This is a genomic window from Shinella agrisoli, assembly GCF_046557955.1.
GTDB lineage: Bacteria > Pseudomonadota > Alphaproteobacteria > Rhizobiales > Rhizobiaceae > Shinella.
This window is the reverse complement of sequence record NZ_JBJIEP010000006.1, coordinates 230,470-256,873: the sequence shown is the minus strand read 5'-3', so window position 1 is coordinate 256,873 and position 26,404 is coordinate 230,470. Positions and strand designations below refer to the sequence as shown.

Sequence of the window (26,404 nt, the reverse complement as noted above, 5' to 3'; positions counted from 1 at the left end):
GCGTGAGAGGGATGTGATCGTGACCCAGGATGAAAAGGTCTGCGTCATCATTGCCGCGAAGAATGCGGAAGAGACGATCGGCCGGGCCGTGCGCTCGGCGCTTGCCGAACCCGACGTGGCGGAAGTGGTGGTGGTGGACGACGGATCGGACGACCGCACCATGGCGGCCGCGGCCGCGGCCGACGATGCGAGCCGGCGGCTGGACATCATCCGGTTCAGGACGAACAGGGGGCCTTCCGCGGCCCGCAACCATGCCATCGCCATTTCGCGCTCGCCGCTGATCAGCATTCTCGATGCGGACGACTTCTTCTTTCCCGGCCGCTTCCGCCGGATGCTCGCCTGCAGGGACTGGGATTTCATCGCCGACAACATCGCCTTCATGGAGAAAGCCGATCCTTCCCGCCGACCGGCCGAATTCGCCCCGCGCCCGCGCCGGCTCGACCTCAAGGCCTTCATCCTCGGCAACATCTCCCGCCGCGGGGCGCCGCGGGGAGAACTCGGCTTCCTCAAGCCCGTCATGCGCCGGTCGTTCCTCGACGCCCACGGCCTGCGCTACCGCGAGGACATGCGCCTCGGCGAGGACTACGAGCTCTATGTGCGCGCCCTTCTTGCCGGCGCGCGCTATACCGTCATCGAGAGCTGCGGCTATGGCGCGGTGGTGCGCGCCGATTCGCTGAGCGGGCAGCACCGGACGCGGGACCTCGAGGCGCTGCACGAGGCGGAGCGTGCCATCCTCGCGGCGGGCAACGTCCCGTCCGAGGCGGCGGGCGCGATGCGCCGGCACTGCCGGCAGATCGGCAAGCGCCATGCCCTGCGGCACTTCCTCGACCGCAAGCGGGAAGGCGGTGCCGGCGCGGCCATCGCCTATGCCATCGAGAACCCCGGGGCGATGCCGGCCGTCGCCGGCGGCATCCTGCGCGACAAGCTGGACGCCGCGCGCCGGCGCGTCCGCCCGCAGGCCCCTTCCGCACAGGGCGGGCTGCGCTACCTGCTGCCCGCGGATGCCGGCTGACCGCCGCGCTTCAGAGATAGTCGCGGCGCACCTCTTCCAGGATGCCGTAGAGCCTCGCCTTGCGCTCGCAAAGGCGCGCATCGGCGCTGAGCTGCGGCTCGGCCCGGCTCGCCTGCCATAGCGCCAGCGTCGAGGGAGCGGCGAGCACCTGCTTGGCCGCAAGGCGCAGGCCCGAGCGGGGCGCCGCGCCGGCCACGGCGACACCGCCCTCCGCCGCCGCCGGCGCGCCTGCCGTTCCCTCGTAGTCGACGCCCCAGAAGCGGGCCCCCTTGATGATCGCCTCCGCCCGGGTGGAGATCGGGATGCGCCGGGGCCGGTGCTCGACACCGACCGTCGAGGCCCAGTCGCGCCACTTGAAGCTGTTGATGTTGGCGGAGGTGCTGACGGCCACCCAGGGCACGCGGAAGGCATCGGCCAGGATGGCGCCGTGCATCGATTCGGCGACGATCAGCTCGCACTGCGCGATCTCGCGGATCACCGCCTTCGCCTCGCCGCGCGGATCGATATAGTGGAGGCCCGCCTTGGCGCAGACCACCGGCCAGAGGCCCGCCACCGCCGATTCCCAATGGGGAACGAAGGCGCATCCGTAGCGCTTCGGCTGGCCGGCGAACTCGGGCATGTCGGCGACCAGCACCGCCGGGTCGATGACGCCGAGGTCTTCCGGCACGCCGGCCTTCGCGGCGGTCAGCGGACCGCGCACGCAGCGGATGTCCCAAAGGCTCCTGTCGCGCATGTCCGGCAGGTCCCCGTAGCCGAAGCCGCTGCCGAGCACGAGCTTGCGTCCTTCCGCGGGCAGGAGCGCGCGGTTCAGCACCGTGCCCACGCCGACCAGCAGCACGTCCGGGTGCACCTCGCGAAAGCCCGGCAGCAGGAAGTCCCAGAGCCAGAGGTTGAGGTCGTCACCGAAATTGCCGTGCTGCGATTCCCAGTAATAGGGCTTCATGTCCGACTCCTTGGAAGAGCGTGTTGCGAAGGGAGCGGCCGCCTGCGGCCCGCCCCGGGATCAACGGGAGAACTTGCCGACGGCAAGCTCGACGGCGCTCGCCAGGATGCGCGGATCGCGCATCGCCCAGCGCGCCAGCATGTCGAACTGCGGGAGCTTGCGGTGCCTGAGGCGCCGCGCCTGGCTCCAGAGCGCCTGGCGCCGGGCCGTCTGCTTGTAGGAGCGGAGCGAGGCGACTTCGGCCGGCCGTTCGGCGAAGCGCGACTCCAGCCGGTCGAGCGCCACCCAGGTGTTGAACTGCTGGCGCAGGAACTGCGGCGAATCGTTGTCGACGCCGTGGAAGATGTTGAGCCCCTCGCCGCGAACGGCGCCGGCCGCCCCGCCGAGCACGACGCGCCGGGCGGCGAGCACGCAATCGCAGAAGAAGAGCACGTCCTCCGCCGCCAGCCTGAGGGCCGCGTCGAAACGCACCCGCTCGAACAGGGGTCGGCCGATCACCATGGAGGAGAGATGCAGGAAGCTCCAGTTCTTGAGCATGACCTGCGTCAGGCCGGGGACTTCGATGAGCAGCGGATCGTCGCTGAGCCGCTCGACGGCCTCCGTCCGTTCGAGGTCGGCGACGCCGAAATGGTAGTAGAATTCATCGCCGCCGGTGATCGAGGCGAAGTAGCAATCGGCCGAAAAGCCGGTCATCGCCGCATGCGCCGCGGCGAGGTGGCCGGGCGTCCAGGTATCGTCCGAATCGAGGAAGGCGACGAATTGCGTTTGCGCCGGCACATGGTCGAGCCCCGTGTTGCGCGCCCCGCCCGGGCCGGCATTCTCCTGGCGGATGATGCGCACGCGCGCGCGCTCTTCCCGCGAAAGGCCCACGATGTCCCCATCGGCCGGATAGGGCGATTCGTCATCGACGACGATGACGTCGAAGTCCTTGAATTCCTGGGCGAAGACGGACGCGAGCGCGCGTCCGAGAATGCCCGGCTCCTTCTGGTAGAAGGGGATGATAACTGTCAGCTTCGCCATCTTTTCGTCCCTGTGGTTTCTCTAGAAAGAGGTTCGTCTGGTCTCCTCCCACGGGGGCGCGGCCGTTTCCGGCGCAGGCTTGTCGTCGTCGTCAAGGCTCCCTTTTCAGCAGGAATCCGCTATGTCCCAGCATGTGAACGCGAAGTCGGTGACGCGAAACGTCGGCTGGAGCGTCCTATCCAAGACAAGCACATTCGGGCTTAAATTTGTCACCGTGCCCATTCTTGCCCGGCTGCTGACGCCGGAGGAGTTCGGCGCGGTGGCGGTCGCGCTCGCCGTCGTGCAGTTCCTGGCGATGATCGGCGGGGCGGGCCTTGCCTCCGCGCTCATCCTGGAGGCCGGGGAAGACGAGGAGACGATCCACTCGGTCTTCTGGGCCAACCTGGCGTTCGCCTTCCTGATGGCGGCGGGGCTCTACATCTGGGCCGAACCGCTCGCCGGCTGGTTCGGCGCGGCGGATGCCGCCTATCTCCTGCGCCTCATGTGCCTGCTCATTCCGCTCCAGCTTGCGGGCGACGTCGCCTATGCGCTCGTCGCGCGGCGCATGCAGTTCAGCCGGGATGCGCTGTGGAGCATGATCTCCGAATCGATCGCGGCGATCGCCGCCGTGATCCTGGCGCTCGTCGGCTTCGGCGTCTTTGCGCTCGTCGCCCAGTTGTTCGTCGCGGGGGTGGTTCGGCTCGCCGGCCTGTTCTTCGTCTCCCGCTATCTGCCGCGGCTGCGGTTCCGCCTCGCGCAGGTGGTGCGGCTCGCGCGCTTCAGCCTCGGCCTGATGGGCTCGGAAATCGCCAACTTCGTCACCTTCCAGTCGCCGATGGTGGTGATCTCGCGGTTCCTCGGCCTTGCCGATGCCGGCGCCTATTCGGCCGCCAACCGGTTTTCCAGCATTCCCAACCAGGTCGTGCTGTCGGGCGTGATGGGCGTGCTCTTTCCCGCCTTCAGCGCGATGATGCACGACCGCGAGCGCCGCTCGCAGGCGCTGATGCTCAGCACGCAGGTGACGACGCTGATGCTCGCGCCGATGATGTTCGGCCTGTGGGCCCTCGCGGAGCCTTCCATGCTGGTCCTGTTCGGGCCGCAATGGGCGGCCGCCTGGCCGGTGCTGGGCCTGCTCGCGCTTTCCAAGGGCCTCCTGACGCCCTGCAGCACCTTCATCCCCTACCTCAAGGGGTCGGGCAACGGCGGGGCGCTGTTCTGGTGGGCGGTCGGCCGCGCCGTGGCGACCACCGCGGCGGTCGCCTACGGCGCCTATGGCGGCACGCTCATCGGGGCCATGGTCGCCCTCTGCATCGTCAATGCGCTGGTCCTCGTCGGCTATTCCTGGGTGGTGTTCCGCGCCGATGGAACGCCGTTCCTTTCCGGCTTCTACCGGTCCGTCCGCCCCATGCTCTCCGCCGCGCTCATGGCCGTCGCCGTGCGCTACGTGCTCGACCACCACCTCGCCCACCATGTCCATCCCGTCCTGCAGATCGGCCTGGGCATCGCGCTCGGCGGCGTGGTCTATGCAGTCCTGGTCCTTCTCACCGAACGTCCGCTGCTGCGAAAGCTCCTCGACCTCGCCCGCCGGCCGAGGCCGGCCGTTGCCGGGCTGCCCTGAGCCCGCCCCAATTCGGCGCCGCCGCGCCGCAATTGCCGCAGTCCTCGATGAAATCCACAAAGCAGCACGAAAAAAATTCGGCGCCGTTTTCATCCAGAAATTGCGTCTCGATCAGTATATTCGAATAGACTGCAAAGTATTGGCGGACGGGCGCTGGATCTTCCGCCCCCGGCAAACGGGAGGCGGGTTTCCGCCGTTCCCGGCGCGGCACGCTATGCTGCAATGCAACCGAACCGGTCCGCAATTTTGCTGCGTCGCCATATTTTTTGCCGTCCTGTCCCACAAACTCCTCTTCGTAGGCTCGAGTCTGCTCTTGTTTGAAACGCCGTCCGGGGGGAACGGCCACCAGAGGGGTGACGGACACCGTGGATATCGACGCGACCGTTTCAGCGCGGATCAACCTGATGCGCATCGTGCTGATCTCCGGGATCATCTTCGTGCATGTTCCCTACGATCCGGCGACCAGTCCCTATCTGGGACAGTTCGGCGGGCTCGACTGGATGCGCGTGTTCCTGGCCGACAGCCTCTTCCGCATCGGCGTGCCGTGCCTCAGCGCCATTTCCGGCTTCCTGCTCTTCCATCGCGGCTTCGACGCCTTCGACTACGCCAGGACGCTGCGCACGAAGGCCTCGACGATCCTCCTGCCGTTCCTCCTGTGGAACACGGCCTTCCTGGTGCTCGTCTACGCCGCACAGTCCCGGGGCATCGGCTTCGGCTACCTGCCGGACGTGGTGAACGCCACGCCGCGCGAACTGATGAACCTCGGCCTTGCCGTCGAGGCCTGGCCGATCAACATTCCGCTCTACTTCCTGCGGGATCTTTTGCTCTGCCTCGTCCTGTCGCCGCTGATCGCCCTTGCCGTGCTGCGCTATCCGCGCACCGTGCTCGCGCTGATGCTGGCCTATGCGGTCCTGCCGCTGCCGAACGGCATCTTCCTCAAGAAATCCATCCTGTTCGGCTTCAGCTTCGGCGTCTGCGCCGCGCTGCACCGTCTCGACATCAGGCGCCTGGACCGCTTCGCCGTCCCGATGGTGCTGGCCGTGCTGGCGATGGCGGTGCTGCTTTCCCTCGCCCTCTACGCCTACGGCCCGGAATTCCCCGCCTGGCTCAGCACGCTGCGCAGCCTCGCGGCCATCGCCGGCATCTTCGGCGCCTGGGCCCTGTCGGCGCTTCTCATCCGCACGGGGCCCGGCCAGGCGCTGTCGCGGATGGGCGGCCTCAGCTTCTGGATCTTCTGCGCCCATTATCCGCTGCTCGTCCTGTTCTGGATGGTCTGGAACCGGCTCGGCATCCCAGACTACCCGCTGTTCTACGCCGCAAGTCCGGTCCTCGCCCTTGCCATCCTCGTTGCGAGCCACGCGGCCGCGCGGCGCTTCACGCCCTCGCTTCACGCCATCCTCACCGGCCGCCGCCTCGGCGAGCGGAAGCGGACCGCGGCGGAGCGAAACCAGCACCCGACGATGAAGCCTGCCGGCTCCGTCGCCCAACGGAGGTGACAGAATGACCGTTTCCCTGCCGAACACCCTCAAGGCGTGCGTGATCCTCGCCGCCCTCGCCGCGGCCGGCCCCGTCGCCGCCCAGGAGGGCGCGACCGGCACCTCCTTCGTCGAGGAATTCGACCGGCTCGACAAGGCCGTCTGGTACGTCTCGGACGGCTGGAACAACGGCGCGCACCAGAACTGCACCTGGTCGGAAAAGCAGGTGGCGGTGCGCGACGGCAAGCTCGTGCTTTCCTTCGACGCGGCGGCGGGCGGCGACCGCAGCTATGCCTGCGGCGAAGTGCAGACGCGCAAGCGCTACGGCTACGGCACCTATGAGGTGCGCATGAAGTCGGCGACGGGCTCCGGCCTCAACTCGGCCTTCTTCACCTATATCGGCCCGACGGACAAGAAGCCGCACGACGAGATCGACTTCGAGGTGCTCGGCAAGGACACGACGCGCGTGCAGGTCAACCAGTATGTCGCCGGCAAGGGCGGCAACGAGAAGCTGGTCGAGGTCGCCGGCGGCGCCGACGGCGGTTTCAACGACTATGCCTTCGTCTGGCAGAAGGAGCGCCTGCGCTACTACGTCAACGGAGCGCTCGTGCACGAGGTGACGGACCCTGAGAAGCTGCCGTCCAACGCCCAGAAGATCTTCCTGTCGCTCTGGGGCACGGACACGCTGTCCGACTGGATGGGCCGCTTTTCCTTCGCCGGACCGACGACGCTGGAAGTGGAGCGCGTCGCCTTCACCGCCGAGGGCGATCCCTGCCAGTTCGACGGCTCCGTCGCATGCCTGATGAACTGAGGAGCGATCGGATGGCGCAGACGCTCCGGGTTCTCTATCTCGTTCACGACCTTTCCGATCCGGCGGTCCGCCGCCGGGTGCTGATGCTGCAGGCGGGCGGCGCCGAGGTGACGCTTGCCGGCTTCCGGCGCGGCGAGAACCGGCTCGCAAACATCGAGGGCATCGTGCCGCTGGAGCTCGGGACGACCGAGGATGCCCGCTTCGCCCAGCGCCTCCTCGCCCTTGCCGGTGCCGCGGCGACGCTCTCGCGGCGGCTGGAGGGTGTCGCCCGGCCGGACGTCGTCCTTGCCCGCAACCTCGAGATGCTGGCGCTCGCCGGCCGCGCGGCGGCGCGCTTCGGCGGGGTGCCGGTCGCCTACGAATGCCTCGACGTCCACCGCCTCCTGCTTCGCGGCGGAGCCGTCGGCCGGGCGTTCAGGGCGGCGGAGCGTCATTTCGGCCGGCGCGCCGGCCTGCTCGTCACCAGCTCGCCGGCCTTCGTCGAGCACTATTTCAAGCCGCTCTCCGGCATCCGCGCCCCCGTTCACCTGCTGGAGAACCAGGTGCTGGAGCTCGACGGCGGCGGAACGGGCCTGCCCGTGCGCACGCGGCCGGCGGGCGCGCCCTGGCGCATCGGCTGGTTCGGCGCGATCCGCTGCCGCAAGTCCCTCGACATCCTCTCCGCCTTCACCCGGCGGATGGAGGGCCGCTTCGAGGTGGTGCTGCGCGGCCGGCCGGCCTATCGCGAGTTCGACGATTTCGACGGCATCGTCGCCCGCGAACCCTTCATCCGCTTCGAAGGCCCCTATCGCAATCCCGAGGACCTTTCCGCCATCTACGCGCAGGTCGATTTCACCTGGGCCATCGACTTCTTCGAGGAAGGGCAGAACTCGCTCTGGCTCCTGCCCAACCGGCTCTACGAGGGGTGCCGGCACGGCGCCCTGCCGATCGTGCTTTCCGGGACGGAGACGGCGCGGCTCGCCGTGCAGCGCGGCGTCGGCATTGCGCTTCGCGATGCGCGCGTCGAAACCCTTGTCGACCGGTTCTCGGCCTTCGACGGCGATGCCTACCGGGCGCTCTACGCCAATCTCGTCAAGCTCGGGGCGCGGCCGTGGATCGCCGACCGCACGGACTGCACCGCCTTCGTCCAGCGCCTCGCCGCCCTCCGCCCGCCCGGCACGCAGCCGGCGATGTCCCGTCCCCTTCCCTCCCTCGTCGCAAACAAGGTGGATTGCCATGACCGTTGACGCTGTAACATCCGTGCGTTGCCTGATCGTGATTCCGTGCCTCAACGAGGCCCGCTACCTCGAGCCGCTCGTCCGCCAGCTCCAGCCGGCCTTGCAGGGGCTCAACGCCACGCTCGTCGTCGTCGACGGCGACAGCACGGACGGCACCGGGGACATCGCCCGCCGCCTCGCCGCAAGCGTGCCGGACATGCATGTACTCGACAACCCGAAGCGCATCCAGAGCGCGGCGATCAATCTTGCCGTGGCGACCTTCGGCATGGAGCACGACTACCTCATCCGCATCGATGCGCACGGGACCTATCCGGAAGACTACTGCCGCGTGCTGGTGGAGGACGCGCTGGCGACCGGGGCCGATTCCGTCGTGGTCGCCATGCAGACCGTCGGCTTCGGCACCTTCCAGAAGGCAACCGCCGTCGCGCAGAACTCGGTGCTTGGCAATGGCGGTGCCAAGCACCGTGCGGGGGCGGAGAGCCATTGGGCGGACCACGGCCATCACGCGCTGATGCGCATCTCCGCCTTCCGCGCCGTCGGCGGCTACGACGAGACCTTCACCGCCAACGAGGACGCCGAATACGACTACCGGCTCCGGCAGGCCGGCTACCGCATCTGGATGACCGCGCGCACCTGCATGGTCTACTATCCGCGCGCCAGCGCCCTGCCGCTCTTCAAGCAATATTTCGGCTACGGCCGCGGCCGGGCGCGCAATTTCCTCAAGCACCGCTCGCGCCCGGGCCTTCGCCAGCTGCTGCCGCTGATGGTGGCGCCGGTCGCCGTCGGCGCGTTCCTCGCGGCAATCACCTGGATCGCGGCCGTGCCCTTCGTCCTCTGGGCGGCGGCCTGCATGGGCTACGGCGCCTGGATGGCGCTCGGCCAGCGCAACCCCTACGGCCCGCTCGCCGCCGTCTCGGCCATGATCATGCATTTCGCCTGGTCGGCCGGCTTCTGGCGCGAAGTCCTCGACATCCGCCAGCGCAGGGTGCCCGCATGACGGCCCCGCCGCTCCGCGTCGACATCGCGGTCTGCACCTTCCGGCGGGAGGCGCTGGCGGAGACGCTCGCCTCGCTCGCCCGGCTGATCGTGCCGCCGGGCGTCCGGCTGCGCGTCGTCGTCGCGGACAACGATGCCGAACCGAGCGCCCGCGCCGGCGTCGAGGCCGCGAGGCCCTTCCTGTCGATGGAGGTGATCTACGTCCATTGCCCGGCCGGCAACATTTCCATCGCCCGCAACGCCTGCCTCGACGAGGCGGATGCCGATTTCGTCGCCTTCGTCGACGACGACGAGACGGTGGAGCCGCAATGGCTCGACCGGCTGCTGGCCGAGGCGCAGGCACAAGACGCCGACGTCGTCCTCGGGCCGGTGCGCGCGCTCTACAGGCCCGACGCGCCCGCCTGGATGCGGCAGGGCGACTTCCATGCCACCCGCCCCGTCTGGGTGAACGGCGAGATCCGCACCGGCTATACCTGCAACGTGCTGATGCGCCTTGCCGCGCCCGCGCTCGCCGGACGCCGTTTCGACCTGGCGCTCGGACGCAGCGGCGGCGAGGACACCGCCTTCTTCGACCAGGTGCACCGCGCCGGCGGCCGCATCGCCTTTGCCGAGGACGCCTGGGTGAACGAGCCGGTGCCCTCCTCCCGCGCCAGCTTTTCCTGGCTGGCGCAGCGCCGGCTGCGCATGGGCCAGACGCACGGCCGCCTCCTTGCCGAACGGCATGAGGGCGCCGCGCGGGCGGGCGCGGCGGCCCTTGCCGCGGCAAAATGCGCGGCGTGCCTTGCCGGCGCCGGCGCGCTCGCCTTCCTGCCGGTGCGGCGCAACCGCTTCCTGCTACGCGGCCTCCTGCATGCCGGCGCCGTCGGCGGCCTTTTCGGCGCGCGCGCCATCGAGCCCTACGGAAAGCTGGAGGCGGCCCGATGAGCGATGCATCCGCCCCCGACGTCAGCGTCGTGATCGCCGCCTATAACGCGGCCGATACGGTCGGGCGCGCGATCCGCAGCGCCGTCGCGCAGGAGGGCGTGAGCGTGGAGGTCGTCGTCGTCGACGACTGCTCGGCGGACGAAACGCGCGCGGCCGTGACATCGCTCGGCGAGGCTGCCGTGCGGCTGATCGCGCTCGAGCGCAACCGGGGGCCGGGCGGGGCGCGCAACGCGGGCTTTGCCGCGGCGAACGGCCGGTGGATCGCCGTGCTCGATTCCGACGACACGATGCAGCCCGGCCGCCTGCGCCGCCTTGTCGCGGCCGGCGAACGGGAGAACGCGGCCGTCGTCGTCGACAATCTCGACGTGCTGCACCTCGACGGACGCGTCGAGCGGATGTTTGCGGAAGACCGCCTCGCCCGCATGCCGCACCTGACGCTGGCGGACTTCATCGATTCCAACCGCATTTTCCGCAGCGCGCACAATTTCGGCTACATGAAGCCGGTCTTCCGCCGCGCCTTCCTGGAGGACAGCCGGCTCGCCTTCGACGAGGAGCTGCGGATCGGCGAGGACTACCTGCTGCTCGCCTCCGCGCTCGCCGCCGGCGGCCGGTGCGCGGTCGTTCCCGAGGCCGGCTACACCTACCACATCCGCGAATCCTCGATCTCGCGCGTTCTCCATGTGCATCACGTGGAGGCGATGCTCGAAGGCGACCGGCGCTTCCTTGACCGCTTCGCCCTTGCGGGCGCCGCTGCCGCCGCGCAGCGCCGGCGCACCCGCAACCTGCGGGAAACGCACGCCTTCCTCTCGCTCGTCCGCCACCTCAAGAATCGTTCGCTCGGGTCCGCCCTCAAGGTGGCGCTCGGCGATCCCGTCGCGCTCCGGCATCTCGCCATGCCGATCGCTGCCCGATGGCGCCGCCTCACGGCGCCGTCGACCCATCGCAAGACGGCCGCGCCCCGCGCGGCGGCGTCCCCATCGACAGCGCAAGACCTGGCGCTCAAGAACAAAGGATAATGCCATGGAGAGAACCAAGACCGTCCGCAAGGCCGTGATCCCGGTCGCCGGCAACGGAACCCGTTTCCTGCCGGCCACGAAAGCCATGCCGAAGGAGATGCTGACCATCGTCGACCGTCCGGTCGTGCAATACGCCCTCGACGAGGCCCGCGAGGCCGGCATCGAGCATGTCGTCTTCGTCACGAGCCGCAACAAGCAGGTCATCGAGGATCATTTCGACGACACGCCGGAACTGATCTCCTCGCTGGAGCGGTCCGGCAAGGACGACAAGGTCAGCGAGCTCGGCCGGCTCCTGCCCGCGGCCGGCTCCGTGAGCTTCACGCGCCAGCAGGCCCCGCTCGGCCTCGGCCATGCGGTCTGGTGCGCCCGCGACCTCATCGGCGACGAGCCCTTCGCGCTCCTCCTGCCCGACATGGTCTCCTTCGGGCCGCGCGGCTGCCTCTCCGGCCTCATGGACCTCTACGGGGAGGTCGGCGGCAACGTGGTCGGCGTGGAGCAGTGCGCCCCGGAAGAGGCCTCGCAATACGGCATCGTCGGCAAGGGAGAGGCCGTGCGCCACGGCTTCGCCGTCACCCACATGGTGGAGAAGCCGCGGGCGGGCGAAGCCCCGTCCAACTTCTTCCTCAACGGGCGCTACATCCTCCAGCCGGAGGTCTTCCAGCACCTCGCCCGCCAGCAGCGCGGCGCGGGCAACGAGATCCAGCTCACCGACAGCATGCTGAAACTCTCCGAGACGCAGCCGTTCCACGCCCACGTCTACGAGGGGCGCACCTACGACTGCGGCTCCAAGCACGGCTTCATCGAGGCCAACGTCGCCTTCGCGCTGGCCCGTCCGGACATCGGCGGCGCCGTCTACGAATCCCTTCGCGACATGGTGTCGTCGCACGAGAGCCGGATTCGTGCGGCATAAGGAAGAGGCCCCGGACCGGCGCCGTCCGGGCCGGGGCCGTCACCCGCGGGAGGAAGCAGCTTTCCATCGAGCCGAGAGGCAGAACGGAGCCCCATGCACCAACGCACCGTACCGCACAGCAGCATCCTGCGACGGGAGCCGGATCCGTCCGATTCCTTCATCGACCTCAATCGCCTGCTGTCGATCCTCGTTCGCCGGGCCCGGCTGATCGGGCTCGCGGTCGCCCTCGCCGTCGCGCTGGGCGTGGCCTATCTGCTGTTCGCCACGCCGGTCTACACATCCATGACGCAGATCCTGCTCGACGAGGACCTTTCGCGCTATGCGGAAGAGAGCGAGCCCTCGCCGCAGAGCAGCCAGCAGGTGGACATGCGCATCGCGAGCGCCGTCGAGATCCTGAAATCCGGCCGGCTGGCGCTGCGCGTGGTGGACGACCTGAAGCTTGCCGACAACGAGACCATCCTCAACCCGCCGCAGTCGCCCGTCGCGATCGCCAAGTCCTGGGTCAGGTCGGCGAGCTCCCTTGCGTCCGGCGATCCCGAAGCGTCGCAGGCCGCGCTCGCGGACGGACGCCGCCAGAAGGCGGCCGCCATGCTGCAACAGTCACTCACGGTGGAGCGCGTCGCCCGCAGCGCGGTGCTTGCCGTCTCCTTCCGCTCGACCGATCCGCAGCTCGCCGCCGCGGTCGCCAAGCGCTATGCGGAAGCCTTCTTCGAGGACCAGCTGAGCGCCAACTTCACAGCGACGGAGCAGGCCTCGGCCTGGCTGCAGGAAAGGCTCACCGACCTTCAGGCCCGCGCCCAGGAGGCCGCGCTGGAGGTCGAGCGCTACCGGAACGAAAACGGCCTGACCACCGCGCGCGGCGAGCTGATGTCGGAACAGCAGCTTGCCGACCTCAACAGCCAGCTTATCCTCGCGCAGGCCGACGCGGCAAGCGCCTCCGCCCGCTACGCCCAGTTCAAGGCCATCGTCGAGCAGGGGCCGGACAGGGCAGTCGAAAACGCGTCGATACCGACGCAGCAGGCCGACGGCTCGGTGCTCCAGGAGCTGCGCGGCCGCTACAATTCCGTCGTCAAGCGCGCGCAGGACATCGCCCGGAACTTCGGGGCGGACCACCCGCAGGCCGCCGCGCTGAGGGCCGAGAGGGAGGACCTCGCCGGGCAGATATACCGGGAGCTCCAGCAGCTCACGGCAAGCTACCGCAACGAATACGACGTCGCCCGCTCGCGCGAGGTGTCGCTGCGCGAGAGCATCGAGAAGGTGGCCGGCAACAACGCCGAGGCGAACCGCTCCTCCGTGCGCCTGCGCGAGCTGGAGCAGAGGGCGACGGCGCTCAAGGCGCTCTCGGAATCCTATCTCAGCCGCTACGAGCAGGCCTCGCAGAAGCAGTCGTTCCCGATCGCCAAGGCGCGGGTGATCTCGGATGCCGGCGTGCCCGTCTCGCCGTCGAGCCCCAGCAAGACGATGGTGCTCGGCCTGTCGCTGGTGCTCGGGCTGATGGCCGGCGGCGCGCTGACCTTCGTGCAGGAAATGCGCGAGCGCTCCTTCCGGCTGGAGAACGACGTGCGCAGCGTCCTCGGGCTGAAACCGCTCGGCTACCTGCCGCTGGTCGGCGGACGGAAAAGGCGCAGGCCCGCGATGATCGGCGCCAAGGCGGTGAAAGCCGAGCCGCCGGCCGCCGGCGAGGTGGACATCATCCCCCTCGAGCGCATGACCCGCGTCGTGCTGGATGCGCCCCGCTCCGTGTTCGCCGAAACGCTCCGCAACGCGAAGCTGGCCAGCGACGTCATGCTCCAGGGCCGCGATACCCGCGTGATCGGGGTCACCTCGGCCCTGCCCGGCGAAGGAAAGTCCACCGTCGCGACCAACTTCGCCGCCCTGCTCGCCATCAGCGGCAAGCGGACCCTGCTGATCGATGCGGACGTGCGCAGGCCCGGCCTCAGCGCCATGATGAAGCCGGCGCCGCAGACGGGCCTCGTCGAGGCCGTCCTCGGCGAGACCACCTGGAACCAGGTGCTCAAGATCGACCGCCAGTCCAAGCTCGCCATCCTGCCGATCGCGATCCGCCAGGGCGATGCCCGCCGGCACGACGCGAACGAGCTGATCTCTTCGCCGGACATGAAGCGCCTCATCGAGGAGGCCCGGCAGGCCTTCGACTATGTCATCGTCGACCTGGCGCCGCTCGGGCCCGTCGTCGACGCCAAGGCCTTCGAGCCGCTTGCCGACGGCTTCCTTTTCGTCGTGGAGTGGGGCAAGACCCCGTCCAACCTGGTGCGCGATCTTCTTTCCGCCGAACACCGGATCGAGGCGAAGGTGCTCGGCGTCATCCTCAACAAGACGGACATGGCCGCCCTTCCGCGCTACAGCGATCCGGGAGGAGCCGAAAAGTACCGGGATCTCTACGACCAGTACTACACGGACCGGGTGCAGGACATCGCCCGCCGCCAATAGAGGCGGCAAGCAAAAGGCTAGCTGGACACGCCGCTCGGCCGGGCGACCGAGCGGCTGCGCTTGTCGAACGCCCTTGCCAGCGCGTCGGCGATCTCCTCGTCCCGGAAGGGCTTGCGCACCACCGCGAGCGCGCCGTCGAAGCCCTGCTGGACCGCGCCGGGATCGCCCGTCACGAAGATGACGTCGATCCCGAAACGGTCGATCAGCCGCCGGGCGAGAAGATGCCCGCTGTGCCCGTCCGAAAGTCCGAGATCCACCAGGGCTATGTCGGCGCGCGGCGCATAGGCGAGCGCCTGCTCCACGGTCGAGACCGGGCCGATGGTCTCATAGCCATAATCCTGCACCACGTTTTTCAGAAGTTCGGCGATCAGGAACTCGTCCTCGACGATCAGAACGCGCATGTCGGTCCTCGGGTTCGCGGCGGGGATCAATCGGATTTCGACGCGTGCTCGGGCTTGCCCTTGCGCTTCGTCGAAGCCAGCTCCTTCAATTCGCCTGCGGACATGGATTTCTCCATGCTCTTGGAGGCGCCCTTCAGCTCGCTCTTCTTGATCTCACCCCGTTTTGCAGCAAGGGCCGCGCCAGCGGCCTTCTGTTGCGCTTTCGATTTTGCCGGCATGGAATGACCTCCTCGTCCTCGATATGCCGCCAAACCCGCAAAGTCCGCCAATGTTCCCGCAAGGCGCGGCACCCGCGACGAAATGGCCGGATCACCCGCCCGCCGCTGCCAGCGCGGCCGTGATCGCCGCGGCATCGTAGGGCTTTTGCAGAAGCACGGCCGGGCGGTCGCCCGGGATGGCGGGCAGGCTGTTATGGCCCGTGGCGAAGACGACGCCGAGCACCGGGTTGTCCTGCCTCGCGCAGATCGCAAGCTCGGTTCCCGACATCGCGGGCAGGCCGATATCCGTGAGCAGGACGTCGAAGGACTGCTCCCTGAGCAGAGGCAGGGCCTGTTCCGCGGTCGCCGCCTCGACGACCTCGTGGCCCATCTCCTGCACGAGATCGACCGCATTGAGGCGGATCAGGAAATCGTCCTCCACCAGCAATATCTTGAGCCGCTTCGCCTCCGGCGCATCGGGCCCTGCCTCCTGCGCGCCGGGCTCTGGCCCCGCCTCGCATGCGGCCGGCGCCTCGGCCTCCGCCGAAGTCTTTGCGCGGGCCGCCAGCGAAGCGCGGATCTTCCTTGCGAGGGCCTCCCGGCTGTATGGCTTCGGCAGGAGCTCGACGCCCGCGTCGAGCCTTCCCTCGTGCACGATCGAGTTCTCCGTGTAGCCGGAGGTGAAGAGGACGGCGAGGCCCGGCAGGCGTTCACGCGCCTTGCGGGCGAGGTCCGTGCTGCGCAGCGGCCCCGGCATGACGACATCGGTGAAGAGCAGGTCGATGGACACGCCGCTTTCGATCACCGTCAGGGCGCTCGCCGCGTCGCGCGCCTTCAGCACCGAATAGCCGAGGTCGCTCAGCATCTCGACGACGGTGGCGCGCACCTCCTCGTCGTCTTCGGCCACGAGGATGGTCTCCGTGCCGCCCGTCACCGGGCCATGGTCGACGTCCGCCAGCCGGTCCTCCTTTTCCAGCGAGCGCGGCAGGTAGATGCGCACGGTCGTGCCCTCCCCCGGCTCGCTGTAGATCTTTATGTGGCCGCCGGACTGCTTGACGAAGCCGTAGACCATGGAGAGCCCGAGGCCGCTGCCCTTGCCGACCGGCTTGGTGGAGAAGAACGGTTCGAAGGCGCGCTCCATGACCTCCGGCGTCATCCCCTGGCCGGTATCCGTCACGGCGATGAGGACATATTGGCCCGGCTGCACTTCCGCATGGTTCCGGGCATAGGTGTCGTCGATATAGGCATTGCCCACCTCCACCGTGAGCTTGCCGACGCCGTTCATGGCATCGCGCGCGTTGATGGCGAGGTTGAGCACGGCATTCTCGATCTGCGAGGGGTCGACGAAGGTGTTCCACAGGCCGCCGGAGCGGATCGTCTCGATCTCGATCGCCTCGCCGATCGTGCGCCGCAGCAGGTCCTCCAGGCCGGCGATGAAGCGGCCTATGTTGATGACCTTCGGCTCCAGCGCCTGCCGGCGGCCGAAGGCGAGAAGCTGGTTGGCGAGCTTCGAGCCGCGGCTGACGCCCGCAAGCGCGTTGGCGATGCGCTGCTCCGCGCGGGCATTGCCGGCGACATCCTTGCCGAGCAGATGGAGGTTTCCCGATATGACCTGCAGGAGATTGTTGAAATCATGCGCGACGCCCCCCGTCAGCTGGCCGATCGCCTCCATCTTCTGGGCCTGGCGCAGCTGCTCGCCCGCCTCGGCGAGCGCGCGGGCCTGCTCGCGTTCCGCGGTGACGTCGCGGCCATAGGCGAAGGTCAGGCCCTCCTCGGCGAAAATGCGCCAGGAGATCCAGCGCGCCGAGCCGTCGAAGTGGCGGAAGCGCACCTCCAGCTCCGGCGAGCCGAAGCGCCGCCCGCCGGCGAGGAAGGCGGCCGTGTCCTCCGGCCAGACGAACGTGCCGAGACGCCTGCCGACGCTCTCGCGCGCCGGGAAACCCAGCACCGCCGTCCAGGCCGGGTTGACCGAACGGATCGTGCCGTCCTCGCCCGTCACCACGAGCAGGTCGCGCGCGTTGCGCCAGAGGCGGTTGACCTCCGCCGTGCGCTCGCTCACCTGCCGTTCCAGCGAGTTCGCCAGCTGCTCCAGCTTCTGCTCGGCCCGCCGCCGCTCGACCGCGATGCGGGTGCGCGCCGCCACGTCGCGCACGAAGTCGAGCTCGCTCGCCGACCATTCGCGCGCATCCTCATGGTTGAGGTAGAGCAGCGCCACGAGGCCGGAGGCCTCCGTCACCGGCATGTTGATGAAGGCGCGCGCCTTGATCGCCTTCAGCTTCCCGGCGGTCGCCTTCGTGCGCGGATCCTTCTCCGCATCGGCCACGACGACCGTCTCGCCGCGCTTCAAGTCGTCGATATAAGTGCCGTATTCGCGGAAATTGAGCACGCCGGCGATCGTCTCGACGCCCGGCGCGTTCCAGTCGCGCTCGATGGTGATCGTCTCGGCGACGAGGTCGATGGTGCCGTAGCCGGCCCGGCTGACATTGTGCACCTTCGCCAGCGTCTCCGCCGCCGCAAAGGCGATGTCGGTCGGATCGGTGAGCTGGCTGAAGCGGTCGGCAAGCTCGATCAGCGCATTGCGCCGCGCCTCTTCCGCCCGCAGCTCGGTGACGTCGTGCCCCTGCACGAAGATGCCCGTCGCCCGGCCGTCGTCGCCGAAGATCGGCTGATAGATGAAATCGAGGTAGCGCTCGTCCGGCACGGTATCGTGCCTTCGCCGCAGCAGCACGCGCACGCCCTTGCCGACATAGGGCCGGCGGGTCGCGAGCACGCGGTCGAGCAGGTCGACAAACCCCTGCTCGGCGACTTCCGGCAGCGCCTGCCTTATCGGCTTTCCGAGGATGTCGCGATGGTCGACGAGCTGGAGATAGGCATTGTTGGCGATCTCGAAGACGTGGTCCGGCCCGATGAGGGTCGCCACGAAGCCGGGCGCCTGCTCGAACATCTGGCGAAGGCGCTCGCCTTCCGTCTTCAGCCGCTCCTCGGCCTTCACCTTGGCGGTGGTCTCCACCACGATGGCGATGACGCCGGCCGGCCGGCCGTCCTCGCCGAGCACCGGCGAATAGTCGAGGTTCATCCAGACCTGCTCGGGCTCGCCGCGGTGGCGGTAGAGCGTCAGCTCCTGGTCCTTGTAGGCGAGCGTTCCGCCGGCAAGGCCGACCTTCATGACATTGTCGTTGAAATCGGCGACCTCCGGCCAGCCTTCGCGCACCTTGCTGCCGAAGATGGCGGGATGCCGCCCGCCGGCGAAGACGGAATAGGCGTCGTTGTAGATCATGATGCCGTCCTCGCCCCAGAGGAGGACGATGGGCACCGGCGAGCGCAGCATGAGGCTCACCGTCGTCTTGAGGGTCTGCGGCCAGTCCTCGAGCGGGCCGATCGGCGTCGCGGTCCAGTCGAAGGCGGCGATCAGGCCGGCGGCATCGCCGCCGCCGCTCAGGAACGGATAGCGGCTGCCCACGTCCCGTCCCACCTCGATTCTTGACGCCATTCCCTCACCTCGTTGAGCACCCGCCTGCCGGGACCGCGCTCCTTCCAGCGCAACCTCCCGGCGGAAGGCCGCGATCGATCCCGTCCATCCGGATTTGTCCCGTCTTTCCAAGGGCCGGACAGCGGACGGGAAATAGGGCGCGGATGCGCCGCGTCAAAGGCCGGCCGGCAAGGGAATGCGGATTTTTCTGCGAACCGCCGGAACATCGCGCGGGCAAGCCTGTTCTGTCCCCGTCCGGTGTCCGCCGGAACCCAATCCCGGAACCCAATCGAGGAGAACATGGACATGGCTGAGAAGACACTCAACGATCTGTTCTACGACACGCTGAAGGACATCTATTATGCCGAGCGGCAGATCGTGAAGGCACTGCCCAAGATGGCCCGCGCCGCCCAGGCGCCGGAGCTGAAGCAGGCTTTCGAAAAGCACAAGGAAGAAACCGAAGGCCATATCGAGCGCCTGCAGCAGGTGTTCGAGGCCATCGGCAAGCGGGCGCAGGGCAAGACCTGCGAGGCGATCCAGGGCATCCTTGCCGAAGGCGAGGAGATCATCGAGGAGTTCAAGGGCACGAACGCGCTCGACGCCGGCCTCATTTCCTCCGCGCAGGCCGTCGAGCACTACGAGATCACCCGCTACGGCACGCTCAAGGCCTGGGCCAACCAGCTCGGCCATCGCGACGCCGCCAGGCTTCTCGAGACCACGCTGAAGGAAGAGGCCAAGACCGACGAGACGCTGACTACGCTCGCCGAGAGCGCTGTCAACGCGGCCGCGCAGAAGAAGGTCGCCTGACACCGTCCGACAAAGCCGGGCGCATCTTTGCGCCCGGCCTGCCAGCCCCGTACAAGCTTGTCCGGCGATGCTCTTTGCGAAGAGGATTTCCGGAGACGCATCGGCATGGCATCGCATCGGCTGAGGATTGTCGGGGGAACGGACATGGACCGCGGCGCGCCCCCACCGCGCCTGCCGACGCCGGCGGACGTCTATCGCGAAGCCAGGCGGCGGCTTGCAAACGCCGACATCCAGACGCTGCGCGTGCGCGCCGCGGCGACCGGACGCGACATGCCGAGGGCCGCCCACTACCTCGCCCTGCAGATCGAGTTCGTCGCCCGCTCCCTTGCCGCACTTCACCCCATCCCCGCCGATTTCGCCGAGGACATCTACTGGCCGTGCTAGTCAGTCGATCTCCAGGTCGGCGCAGAGCGGCAGGTGGTCCGACGCGCGCCGCGCGAGCGGGCTGTCGTGCACGAAGGTCCCGTGAACCCGTATCCCTTCCCCGACGAAGATATGGTCGATCCGCAGCATCGGCAGCCTGGACGGGAAGGTGGCCCTGATCCTGCCGCCCGCCTCGACCTGCGCATCGCGCAGGCGCCGCACCAGCAGGCGGTAGCACGCCGAGCGGGTCACGGCATTGAGGTCTCCGGCAAAGACGACGCGCGCGTTTTCCGCCATCTCCGCCCCGAGCCAGCCCGGCCCGATCAGCGCCTCGGTCTGCCGCACGCGCTCGGCGCCGAGAAGGCCGAGATGGGTGACGAATATCTGGAGGTTCACGCCGTCCACCGGCACTTCGACCCAGAGGGCGCCGCGCGGCTCGCCGCGCGACGGCAGGCTGTCGGCCTTCACGAGGCGCGTCGGCAGCGCGGTCAGCAGGGCATCGCCATAGCGCTCCTCCTCCAGATGCAGGGCCGGGTGGAAATGCGAGACCATGCGCAGATGGGTGGCGATCGCCTGCGCCTGGTCGATCCCGCCGCTGCGGGCGCGCGCGACGTCGACCTCCTGGAGGGCGACGATGTCCGCCTCGCATTCGGCGATCACCTCGGCGATGCGGCCGGGATCGAGCTTCCGGTCGGTGCCGAAGCAGCTGTGCACGTTGTAGGTCATGATCCTCAGGCGCCTGCCCATGCCTTCCCTCTCGTTCTTTCGGACGGGCCGGGAACACCGAAAGCCTCGTTTTCGTTCCGCCCCCGATACATCAAAGGAAACCCGGATACATGAAACGAAGCCATATCCTCCACGCGCTTGTCGCCTGCGCCGTCCTTGTCGCCGGATGGCTTGTCTACCGGACGCTCAGCCAATATACGTGGGAGGACATCCGCAATTCGATCGCCGCCATTCCCCGCGCGAATTTCGCCCTCGCGCTCGCCTTTGCGGCGTGTTCCTACCTTTGCCTGACGCTCTTCGATTTCCTGGCGCTGCGCTATGTCGGCAAGCCGCTTTCCTATCCGCGAACCGCGCTCGCCTCCTTCACCAGCCTATCCATCGGCCACAATGTCGGCGTCGCGGCACTCAGCAGCGGCGCGGTGCGCTACCGCTTCTATTCGCGCTGGGGGCTCACCGCGGAGGAGATCGCCAAGCTGATCGTCTTCTGCGGCGTGACGGTGGGCCTCGGCCTCATCACGCTCGCCGGCCTCTGCCTCCTTATCCTTCCCGGCACTGCCGGAAAGATCGCGGGGCTCGGAACGGCGGCATCCGCCGCCCTCGGCATTGCCTGCCTCTCGCTCGGCGCCGCCTATCTCGCGCTTGCCGCCTTCGTGCGCGGTGAATTGAAGGTGAGAAGCTGGCGCTTCGCCCTGCCGGTGCCGCGCATCGCCGCCATGCAGATCCTCGTCGGGACGGTCAACTTCGCCTTCGTCGCCGCCTGCCTCCACCAGCTCCTCGGCGGCCAGGCCGGCTACATGGAAACGACGGCCGCCTATGTGGTGGGCAACCTGACGGCCCTCGTCAGCCACGTCCCGGGCGGGCTCGGCGTGCTGGAGGCGACGGTCGCCTTCCTGCTCGGGAGCTCCGCCTCGATCGGCGCGCTGATCGCCTTCCGGGCCGTCTATTTCTTCATCCCGCTGCCGCTGGGGCTGGTTTCGCTGCTCGCCAGCGAGGCGCTTCTCGGAACGAACGACGAGGCGGGCCTGCGCAAAAGCGCGAGTTGACGCAGGCCCGGCCAGGCGGAGAACGGCCACCAGGGCGCGACCGGATCGACGAGCCCCGTCCCCATGACCGGTTCGACGGAGCCCCGCCCGCCGGCATCGGGAAACGGGCGCAGCCCGCGCGCATGCGTGTTGAAGGCGTCGATCGTCCTGCCCAGCGCGCCCTCCGCGCGGACCGCGGCCCCGAAGGCGTCCGGGTCGGCATCCAGATGCTCGGCCAGCAGCCGGTCGCGCAGGGCGACGATGCTCCGGCGCTCCGCATCCGTGCGGGCCTCGATCGCCACGTCGAGCTCGGTGTCCAGCCCCTCGCTGCGCTGGTTGAGGTTGGAAGAGCCGATGCGCAGGAAGACGTCGTCGACGATGACGAGCTTCGAGTGGATCACGACCTCCTGCTCCGTGCCGTCGGCCCGGGGCACGACGGGATAGAAGGCGCGCACGCGGCCATGCCTGTCGCACCGGCCGAGGCGCCGGACGAGCCTGTCGCGGTTGGCGCCGAGCACGAGGCGCTCGATGGTGCCGTGCGACCTCAGCGTCGAGATCACGACGACCTCCGGCCCGTCGGGCTCGGCGAGCCGCCTACACAGCACGTCGCAGACCTTCTTGGAGGCGAAGTACTGGCTTTCGATATAGATGTGCCGCCGGGCCGCCTCGAGGGCGGCGACGGTGAGGTCCATCGCCTCGGTAAAGGACTCGCGCCCGCGGATCGCCGGCTCGGTGCGGGCGAAGGCGACATCCACCTTCGTCATGTCGGGCACCAGGCCGTCGAGGCCGGCATCCGACGGCGCGCCGGTCGCCGGCACCGCCTCGTCCGTGGCAAGAAGCCAGCGCCGGCGCGCGATGTCGCCCGCAGCCCGGGCGGCCTCGCCCTCCAGCGCCACCTGCATGTCGTGCACCGGCTCGTAGGGCTCGCCGGAGGGCGTGGCGCGGCGGGGGTCGTCGGCGCGGTGATCGCTGGTGTCCCAGCGCTTGGCGGTGAGGTCTATGCCGCCGACGAAGGCGACGCGGTCGTCCACGACGACCATCTTCTGGTGGTGCGAGCCGCGGACCGGGTGGCGGCTGTCGAAGGCGAGCAGGATGCGCGGATGGGAGGACCAGCGGCGCTTGCGGAACAACTTCAGCGACTTGCCGGAATAGATCGGGCCCATCGCCCAGACGAGCACCCGGATGGTGAGCTCCGGCCGCTCCTCCGCCAGCTTCAGGAGAAAGGCGCCGAGCGTCGGGGAACGCGGCTCCTCCGGCCGGATGGGGATGTCCGGGTTGAAATCCCAGCCGATGATCCAGACGTCCTTGCGCGCCTGCTCCAGAACGCCTTCCAGCGCCCTGAAATACGCCTCTCCATCGACCAGCACGCTCAGCCGCTCGGCGCTCGCTACGCGCCAGGCGTTGCGGCCGGGCCGGATGATCGGGGAAAGCTTGTCTCTGTCTGCAACGTACAACGGGAACTCTTCGTTTCGCACTCTCTGCCGCCTTGTCCGATGAGGTCAGTCACCCTGCCCGGAAATTCGCGGAAACGGCTTTGGTTCCCCGCAGGCGCGAAGGCCGGAACAATTGAAGCGCGCAGGCATTGCATCCGCTTTGAAGCGGGAGTGCGAGGCGTGGCGCCAAGAGCGAACTGGAAAGGCTTCCTGAAGGTCGGCGAACTGGTGTGCCCCGTGGCCCTCTACACGGCCGCCTCGACGAGCGAGCGCATCTCCTTCCACATGCTCAACCGCGCGACCGGGCACCGGCTGCACCGGGAGTTCGTCGACAGCGAGACCGGCAAGGTGGTGGAGCGCGAGGACCAAGTGAAGGGCTACGAGACCGGCGACGACGACTATATCGTGCTCGACCCGGAGGAGGTCGCCTCGGCGGTGCCGGAAAGCGACAAGATGATGGACATCGAGGCTTTCATCGCCTGCGAGGCCATCGACGACCTTTATTTCGACAAGCCCTATTATCTCGCGCCGGCCGACCGGCATGCGCACGAGGTCTTCGCGCTGATCCGGGAAGGTATGAAGGCGAGGAAGGTGGCCGCGCTCGCCGAAACCGTGCTCTTCCGCCGCGTGCGCACCCTGCTCATCCGCGCGCACGGCGAGGGGCTCGTCGCGACCACGCTCCACTACGACTACGAGGTGCGCTCCGCCGAGGAGGCCTTCTCCGACATCCCCGACATCAAGCTGAAGGGGGAGATGCTGGAACTTGCCGAGCACATCATCCAGACGAAGAGCGGACGCTTCGACCCGAAGAAGTTCGACGACCGCTACGACGCCGCGCTCGCCGAGGTGGTGAAGGCGAAGATCGAGGGCAGGAAGCCCAAGCCCTTCAAGCCGAAGGCCGAGGGCAAGGTCATCGACCTGATGGAAGCCCTGCGGCAGAGCGCCGGCAAGGGCGCCAAAGCCGGCAAGACGAAGCGCGGCGCCAGGAAAGCCGCGCCGGCGCGCAAGCCGGCGGCCGGGCGGCGGAAGGCAGGGTGAGCATGGCGACGCTGGAGACCTACCGGCAGAAGCGGGATTTCAGGGCCACCTCCGAGCCGAAGGGCCGGAAAGCGCGCAAGGGCGGCCACAGCTTCGTCGTCCAGAAGCACGACGCGACGCGGCTGCATTACGATTTCCGCCTCGAAATGGACGGCGTCCTCAAAAGCTGGGCGGTGACGCGCGGCCCGAGCCTGGTGCCGAGCGAAAAGCGGCTGGCCGTGCACGTGGAGGACCATCCGCTCGCCTATGGCGACTTCGAGGGCACGATCCCGAAAGGCGAATACGGCGGCGGCACGGTCATCGTCTGGGATCGCGGCACGTGGAAGCCGCTCGGAGATGCGGCCAAGGCCTATGCCAAGGGCCACCTGGAATTCGAGCTCGACGGCGAGAAGCTGCGCGGCCGCTGGCATCTCGTGCGCATGCACGGCAAGCCCGGCGAAAAGCGCGAGAACTGGCTGCTGATCAAGGGCGACGACGAGTTCGCCGTCGCCGAGGGCGAGGACGACCTTCTGGAGGAGCAGCCGCAATCGGTGAAGACGGGCCGCGGGATCGAGGACGTCGCCGGGGAGGCGCCCGGCTGGTCGTCGAAGACCGGGCGGATCCGGAAATCCCCCGCGGGGAAGAAGACGACCGGGCGGAAGAAAGCGGAAGCGGAAGGCGAGGAGGCCGAGGTTCCGGACCCGTCGGGCATCAAGGGTGCCCGCAAGGGCGGGCTGCCCGATTTCCTGCCGCCGACGCTCGCCACGCTCGCCGCCGCCCCGCCGGCGGGCGGGCGCTGGCTGCACGAGATCAAGTTCGACGGCTACAGGCTCCAGGCCCGCATCGAGGCCGGCCGGGTGAAGCTCCTCACCCGCAGCGGGCTCGACTGGACGAAGAAGTTCGGCAGGGACGTCATCGGGGCGCTCGGCGCCCTGCCCGTCGGCACCGCGCTCATCGACGGCGAGCTCGTCGTCGAAAGCGGTTTCGGCGCGTCCGACTTTTCCGCCCTCCAGGCCGATCTCAGCGACGGGCGCGACGACCGCTTCGTCTTCTATGTCTTCGACCTCCTCCATCTCGACGGCTACGATCTCACGCGCCTGCCGCTGGAGGAGCGGAAATCCCTGCTCGAAAGGCTCGTGCCGGGAACGGACGGCATCCTGCGCTACAGCCACCATTTCGACGAGAACGGCGCGCTCGTGCTGCGCCATGCCTGCCGCCTCAGCCTCGAGGGCGTCGTCTCGAAACTGCGCGACGCGCCCTATCGCGCCGGGCGCAGCAAGGGCTGGATCAAGTCGAAATGCTCGGCCCGGCAGGAGTTCGTGATCGGCGGCTTCATGCCGTCCTCCGTCTCGCGTCGGGCGATCGGTTCCCTCGTGCTCGGCGTCTTCAGGAACGGCAAGCTGGATCCGGTCGGCCGAGTCGGCACCGGTTTCAGCGTGCCGGTCGCCACCGATCTCTTCCAGCGGCTGAACCGCATGCGGACGGACGAAAGCCCCTTCGGCCGGAGGCTGACGGCGGAGGAAGGGCGCCAGGTGCGCTATGTGCGGCCGGAGCTGGTGGCGGAAGTGGAATTCCGCGCCTGGACGGCCGACGGGCACCTGCGCCATGCTTCCTTCCGGGGCTTGAGGGAAGACAAGCCAGCAACGGAGGTCGTCGCCGAAGTGCCCAGATCGAAAACCACCGCGAAAGCCGCGCCCAGGCCGGAAAAGCCGCCGCGCCGCACCGTGCGCCTCACCCATCCGGACCGGGTCTACTGGCCGGACGAGGGTGTCACCAAGGAAGGGCTTGCGGACTACTACACCGAAGTCTGGCGCTACATCGCCCCCCATATCGTCGGCCGGCCGCTCGCGCTGCTGCGGGCGCCGGGCGGCGTCGGCGGCCAGTCCTTCTTCCAGAAACACGCCTGGAACGGCATCAATCCCAACATCGTCCTGGTGCAGGACCCGAAGGAGAAGGACGACGAGCCCTATGTCGCGATCAACGATTTCGACGGGCTGATGGGGCTCGTGCAGTCGGCGACGCTGGAGATCCACCCCTGGGGCTCGACCCTTGCCGACTGGGAGCGGCCGGACCGGATCATCATGGACCTCGACCCCGGCGAGGGCGTGGAATGGCCGGCAGTCATCGAGGCGGCCGAGGAGACGCGGCAGCGGCTGGAGGCGGCGGGGCTCAACGCCTTCGTCAAGACCTCCGGCGGCAAGGGCCTGCATGTCTGCGCGCCCCTCAAACCCGCCGCGCGCTGGCCGGCGGTCAAGGCCTTCTGCAAGGGGCTCGCCGACGCGATGGCCAAGGACAGTCCCGACAAGTACGTCTCGACCATCACCAAGTCGAAGCGGCGCGGCAAGATCCTCATCGACTACCTGCGCAACCAGCGCGGCATGACGGCGGTCGCGCCCTATTCGACCCGCGCGCGCCCCGGCGCCGCCGTCTCCATGCCGCTCGCCTGGGACGAGCTCAGCGCCGACATCGGCCCGGCCTATTTCACCGTCGAGAACACGCCGACGCGCCTGCAGGCGCTGGAGGCCGATCCCTGGGCGGCGTTCAAGTCGGCGGCAGAAGCGCTCGAGCCGGCGAGGACGGCGAATGCGAAAGGCTGACGC

General features: G+C 68.6%; 23 protein-coding genes. 15 read left to right on the top strand and 8 right to left on the bottom strand.

All coding sequences use genetic code 11. From position 1 onward, the window contains the following. The first annotated feature begins 13 nt into the window (after nucleotides 1-13). Entirely contained in the window at nucleotides 14-1,012 is a 999-nt protein-coding gene (locus ACIIOY_RS08565) for a glycosyltransferase family 2 protein (protein WP_411034226.1), read from the top strand. A 10-nt stretch (nucleotides 1,013-1,022) separates the two neighbouring features. Here the strand turns inward: ACIIOY_RS08565 and ACIIOY_RS08560 are convergent, their stop codons facing one another. Both ACIIOY_RS08560 and ACIIOY_RS08555 read right to left on the bottom strand, forming a co-directional pair. Further along, nucleotides 1,023-1,955 (bottom strand): polysaccharide pyruvyl transferase family protein, encoded by a 933-nt coding sequence (locus tag ACIIOY_RS08560; RefSeq protein WP_411034225.1) that lies wholly within the window; start codon nucleotides 1,953-1,955, stop codon nucleotides 1,023-1,025. Between the two features lie 60 nt (nucleotides 1,956-2,015). Next, entirely contained in the window at nucleotides 2,016-2,975 is a 960-nt protein-coding gene (locus tag ACIIOY_RS08555) for a glycosyltransferase family 2 protein (protein ID WP_411034224.1), read from the bottom strand. Nucleotides 2,976-3,096: 121 nt separating this feature from the next. Between ACIIOY_RS08555 and ACIIOY_RS08550 the strand changes: the two genes are divergently transcribed. Beyond that, complete coding sequence (locus ACIIOY_RS08550) at nucleotides 3,097-4,572, top strand: lipopolysaccharide biosynthesis protein (protein WP_411034223.1); 1,476 nt, start codon at nucleotides 3,097-3,099, stop codon at nucleotides 4,570-4,572. On the opposite strand, the gene ACIIOY_RS08545 is transcribed toward ACIIOY_RS08550, so the two are convergent. Then, nucleotides 4,496-5,005 (bottom strand): hypothetical protein, encoded by a 510-nt coding sequence (locus ACIIOY_RS08545; protein WP_411034222.1) that lies wholly within the window; start codon nucleotides 5,003-5,005, stop codon nucleotides 4,496-4,498. The genes ACIIOY_RS08550 and ACIIOY_RS08545 overlap by 77 nt on opposite strands. Here ACIIOY_RS08545 and ACIIOY_RS08540 point away from each other — a divergent pair. The 8 genes from ACIIOY_RS08540 to ACIIOY_RS08505 all read left to right on the top strand — a co-directional run bounded on the left by ACIIOY_RS08540 (nucleotide 4,977) and on the right by ACIIOY_RS08505 (nucleotide 14,369). Next, complete coding sequence (locus tag ACIIOY_RS08540; protein WP_411034221.1) at nucleotides 4,977-6,068, top strand: acyltransferase family protein; 1,092 nt, start codon at nucleotides 4,977-4,979, stop codon at nucleotides 6,066-6,068. The two genes, ACIIOY_RS08545 and ACIIOY_RS08540, sit on opposite strands and share 29 nt — an antisense overlap. 4 nt (nucleotides 6,069-6,072) lie before the next feature. Continuing rightward, nucleotides 6,073-6,858 carry an endo-1,3-1,4-beta-glycanase ExoK gene (exoK, locus tag ACIIOY_RS08535; protein ID WP_411034220.1) on the top strand — a complete coding sequence of 262 codons (786 nt, stop codon included), beginning with the start codon at nucleotides 6,073-6,075 and terminating at the stop codon, nucleotides 6,856-6,858. 11 nt (nucleotides 6,859-6,869) lie between these two features. After that, entirely contained in the window at nucleotides 6,870-8,084 is a 1,215-nt protein-coding gene (locus tag ACIIOY_RS08530) for a glycosyltransferase (protein WP_411034219.1), read from the top strand. Further along, on the top strand, nucleotides 8,074-9,072 hold the full coding sequence (locus tag ACIIOY_RS08525) for a glycosyltransferase family 2 protein (RefSeq protein ID WP_411034218.1): 999 nt from the start codon (nucleotides 8,074-8,076) through the stop codon (nucleotides 9,070-9,072). The genes ACIIOY_RS08530 and ACIIOY_RS08525 overlap by 11 nt, the downstream gene beginning before the upstream one ends. Continuing rightward, the gene (locus tag ACIIOY_RS08520; protein WP_411034217.1) at nucleotides 9,069-9,995 is read left to right on the top strand and encodes a glycosyltransferase family 2 protein; all 927 of its coding nucleotides are present in this window, start codon (nucleotides 9,069-9,071) and stop codon (nucleotides 9,993-9,995) included. The genes ACIIOY_RS08525 and ACIIOY_RS08520 overlap by 4 nt, the downstream gene beginning before the upstream one ends. Next, entirely contained in the window at nucleotides 9,992-11,011 is a 1,020-nt protein-coding gene (locus ACIIOY_RS08515) for a glycosyltransferase family 2 protein (protein ID WP_411034216.1), read from the top strand. Before ACIIOY_RS08520 ends, ACIIOY_RS08515 begins: the two co-directional genes overlap by 4 nt. Before the next feature lie 4 nt (nucleotides 11,012-11,015). Beyond that, nucleotides 11,016-11,921: a UTP--glucose-1-phosphate uridylyltransferase gene (locus tag ACIIOY_RS08510; RefSeq protein ID WP_411034215.1), complete on the top strand. Its 906-nt coding sequence runs from the start codon at nucleotides 11,016-11,018 to the stop codon at nucleotides 11,919-11,921. Nucleotides 11,922-12,014: 93 nt separating this feature from the next. Continuing rightward, nucleotides 12,015-14,369, top strand: coding sequence for a polysaccharide biosynthesis tyrosine autokinase (locus ACIIOY_RS08505; RefSeq protein ID WP_411034214.1), 2,355 nt, complete (start codon nucleotides 12,015-12,017; stop codon nucleotides 14,367-14,369). A 17-nt stretch (nucleotides 14,370-14,386) separates the two neighbouring features. On the opposite strand, the gene ACIIOY_RS08500 is transcribed toward ACIIOY_RS08505, so the two are convergent. The 3 genes from ACIIOY_RS08500 to ACIIOY_RS08490 all read right to left on the bottom strand — a co-directional run bounded on the left by ACIIOY_RS08500 (nucleotide 14,387) and on the right by ACIIOY_RS08490 (nucleotide 18,457). Further along, entirely contained in the window at nucleotides 14,387-14,770 is a 384-nt protein-coding gene (locus tag ACIIOY_RS08500) for a response regulator (RefSeq protein WP_411034213.1), read from the bottom strand. A 26-nt stretch (nucleotides 14,771-14,796) separates the two neighbouring features. Continuing rightward, nucleotides 14,797-14,988: a DUF3008 family protein gene (locus ACIIOY_RS08495; RefSeq protein WP_411034212.1), complete on the bottom strand. Its 192-nt coding sequence runs from the start codon at nucleotides 14,986-14,988 to the stop codon at nucleotides 14,797-14,799. A 91-nt stretch (nucleotides 14,989-15,079) separates the two neighbouring features. Next, the gene (locus ACIIOY_RS08490) at nucleotides 15,080-18,457 is read right to left on the bottom strand and encodes a response regulator (RefSeq protein ID WP_411034211.1); all 3,378 of its coding nucleotides are present in this window, start codon (nucleotides 18,455-18,457) and stop codon (nucleotides 15,080-15,082) included. Nucleotides 18,458-18,742: 285 nt separating this feature from the next. Between ACIIOY_RS08490 and ACIIOY_RS08485 the strand changes: the two genes are divergently transcribed. Together ACIIOY_RS08485 and ACIIOY_RS08480 are read left to right on the top strand one after the other, a co-directional pair. Continuing rightward, nucleotides 18,743-19,243: a YciE/YciF ferroxidase family protein gene (locus ACIIOY_RS08485; RefSeq protein ID WP_411034210.1), complete on the top strand. Its 501-nt coding sequence runs from the start codon at nucleotides 18,743-18,745 to the stop codon at nucleotides 19,241-19,243. Between the two features lie 105 nt (nucleotides 19,244-19,348). Further along, on the top strand, nucleotides 19,349-19,627 hold the full coding sequence (locus tag ACIIOY_RS08480; RefSeq protein WP_411034209.1) for a hypothetical protein: 279 nt from the start codon (nucleotides 19,349-19,351) through the stop codon (nucleotides 19,625-19,627). On the opposite strand, the gene ACIIOY_RS08475 is transcribed toward ACIIOY_RS08480, so the two are convergent. Continuing rightward, the gene (locus tag ACIIOY_RS08475) at nucleotides 19,628-20,353 is read right to left on the bottom strand and encodes an endonuclease/exonuclease/phosphatase family protein (protein ID WP_411034208.1); all 726 of its coding nucleotides are present in this window, start codon (nucleotides 20,351-20,353) and stop codon (nucleotides 19,628-19,630) included. An 89-nt stretch (nucleotides 20,354-20,442) separates the two neighbouring features. Here ACIIOY_RS08475 and ACIIOY_RS08470 point away from each other — a divergent pair, with 89 nt between their 5' ends. Continuing rightward, nucleotides 20,443-21,375 (top strand): lysylphosphatidylglycerol synthase domain-containing protein, encoded by a 933-nt coding sequence (locus ACIIOY_RS08470; protein ID WP_411034207.1) that lies wholly within the window; start codon nucleotides 20,443-20,445, stop codon nucleotides 21,373-21,375. Here ACIIOY_RS08470 and ACIIOY_RS08465 read toward each other — a convergent pair. Further along, nucleotides 21,273-22,808: a phospholipase D-like domain-containing protein gene (locus ACIIOY_RS08465; protein ID WP_411034206.1), complete on the bottom strand. Its 1,536-nt coding sequence runs from the start codon at nucleotides 22,806-22,808 to the stop codon at nucleotides 21,273-21,275. The genes ACIIOY_RS08470 and ACIIOY_RS08465 overlap by 103 nt on opposite strands. Nucleotides 22,809-22,967: 159 nt before the next feature. On the opposite strand from ACIIOY_RS08465, the gene ku reads away from it, so the two are divergent. Both ku and ligD read left to right on the top strand, forming a co-directional pair. Further along, a complete protein-coding gene (gene ku, locus ACIIOY_RS08460; protein WP_411034205.1) occupies nucleotides 22,968-23,825 on the top strand; it encodes a non-homologous end joining protein Ku in 858 nt (285 codons plus the stop codon). Between the two features lie 2 nt (nucleotides 23,826-23,827). Further along, on the top strand, nucleotides 23,828-26,401 hold the full coding sequence (gene ligD, locus ACIIOY_RS08455; RefSeq protein ID WP_411034283.1) for a DNA ligase D: 2,574 nt from the start codon (nucleotides 23,828-23,830) through the stop codon (nucleotides 26,399-26,401). Nucleotides 26,402-26,404: the final 3 nt, after the last annotated feature.

Coding starts and splice junctions, on each gene's coding strand:
- ACIIOY_RS08560 (WP_411034225.1), bottom strand. CDS start 1,955: ATGAAGCCCTATTACTGGGAATCGCAGCACGGCAATTTCGGTGACGAC.
- ACIIOY_RS08555 (WP_411034224.1), bottom strand. CDS start 2,975: ATGGCGAAGCTGACAGTTATCATCCCCTTCTACCAGAAGGAGCCGGGC.
- ACIIOY_RS08550 (WP_411034223.1), top strand. CDS start 3,097: ATGTCCCAGCATGTGAACGCGAAGTCGGTGACGCGAAACGTCGGCTGG.
- ACIIOY_RS08540 (WP_411034221.1), top strand. CDS start 4,977: ATGCGCATCGTGCTGATCTCCGGGATCATCTTCGTGCATGTTCCCTAC.
- ACIIOY_RS08545 (WP_411034222.1), bottom strand. CDS start 5,005: ATGATCCCGGAGATCAGCACGATGCGCATCAGGTTGATCCGCGCTGAA.
- exoK (WP_411034220.1), top strand. CDS start 6,073: ATGACCGTTTCCCTGCCGAACACCCTCAAGGCGTGCGTGATCCTCGCC.
- ACIIOY_RS08530 (WP_411034219.1), top strand. CDS start 6,870: ATGGCGCAGACGCTCCGGGTTCTCTATCTCGTTCACGACCTTTCCGAT.
- ACIIOY_RS08525 (WP_411034218.1), top strand. CDS start 8,074: ATGACCGTTGACGCTGTAACATCCGTGCGTTGCCTGATCGTGATTCCG.
- ACIIOY_RS08520 (WP_411034217.1), top strand. CDS start 9,069: ATGACGGCCCCGCCGCTCCGCGTCGACATCGCGGTCTGCACCTTCCGG.
- ACIIOY_RS08515 (WP_411034216.1), top strand. CDS start 9,992: ATGAGCGATGCATCCGCCCCCGACGTCAGCGTCGTGATCGCCGCCTAT.
- ACIIOY_RS08510 (WP_411034215.1), top strand. CDS start 11,016: ATGGAGAGAACCAAGACCGTCCGCAAGGCCGTGATCCCGGTCGCCGGC.
- ACIIOY_RS08505 (WP_411034214.1), top strand. CDS start 12,015: ATGCACCAACGCACCGTACCGCACAGCAGCATCCTGCGACGGGAGCCG.
- ACIIOY_RS08500 (WP_411034213.1), bottom strand. CDS start 14,770: ATGCGCGTTCTGATCGTCGAGGACGAGTTCCTGATCGCCGAACTTCTG.
- ACIIOY_RS08495 (WP_411034212.1), bottom strand. CDS start 14,988: ATGCCGGCAAAATCGAAAGCGCAACAGAAGGCCGCTGGCGCGGCCCTT.
- ACIIOY_RS08490 (WP_411034211.1), bottom strand. CDS start 18,457: ATGGCGTCAAGAATCGAGGTGGGACGGGACGTGGGCAGCCGCTATCCG.
- ACIIOY_RS08485 (WP_411034210.1), top strand. CDS start 18,743: ATGGCTGAGAAGACACTCAACGATCTGTTCTACGACACGCTGAAGGAC.
- ACIIOY_RS08480 (WP_411034209.1), top strand. CDS start 19,349: ATGGCATCGCATCGGCTGAGGATTGTCGGGGGAACGGACATGGACCGC.
- ACIIOY_RS08475 (WP_411034208.1), bottom strand. CDS start 20,353: ATGGGCAGGCGCCTGAGGATCATGACCTACAACGTGCACAGCTGCTTC.
- ACIIOY_RS08470 (WP_411034207.1), top strand. CDS start 20,443: ATGAAACGAAGCCATATCCTCCACGCGCTTGTCGCCTGCGCCGTCCTT.
- ligD (WP_411034283.1), top strand. CDS start 23,828: ATGGCGACGCTGGAGACCTACCGGCAGAAGCGGGATTTCAGGGCCACC.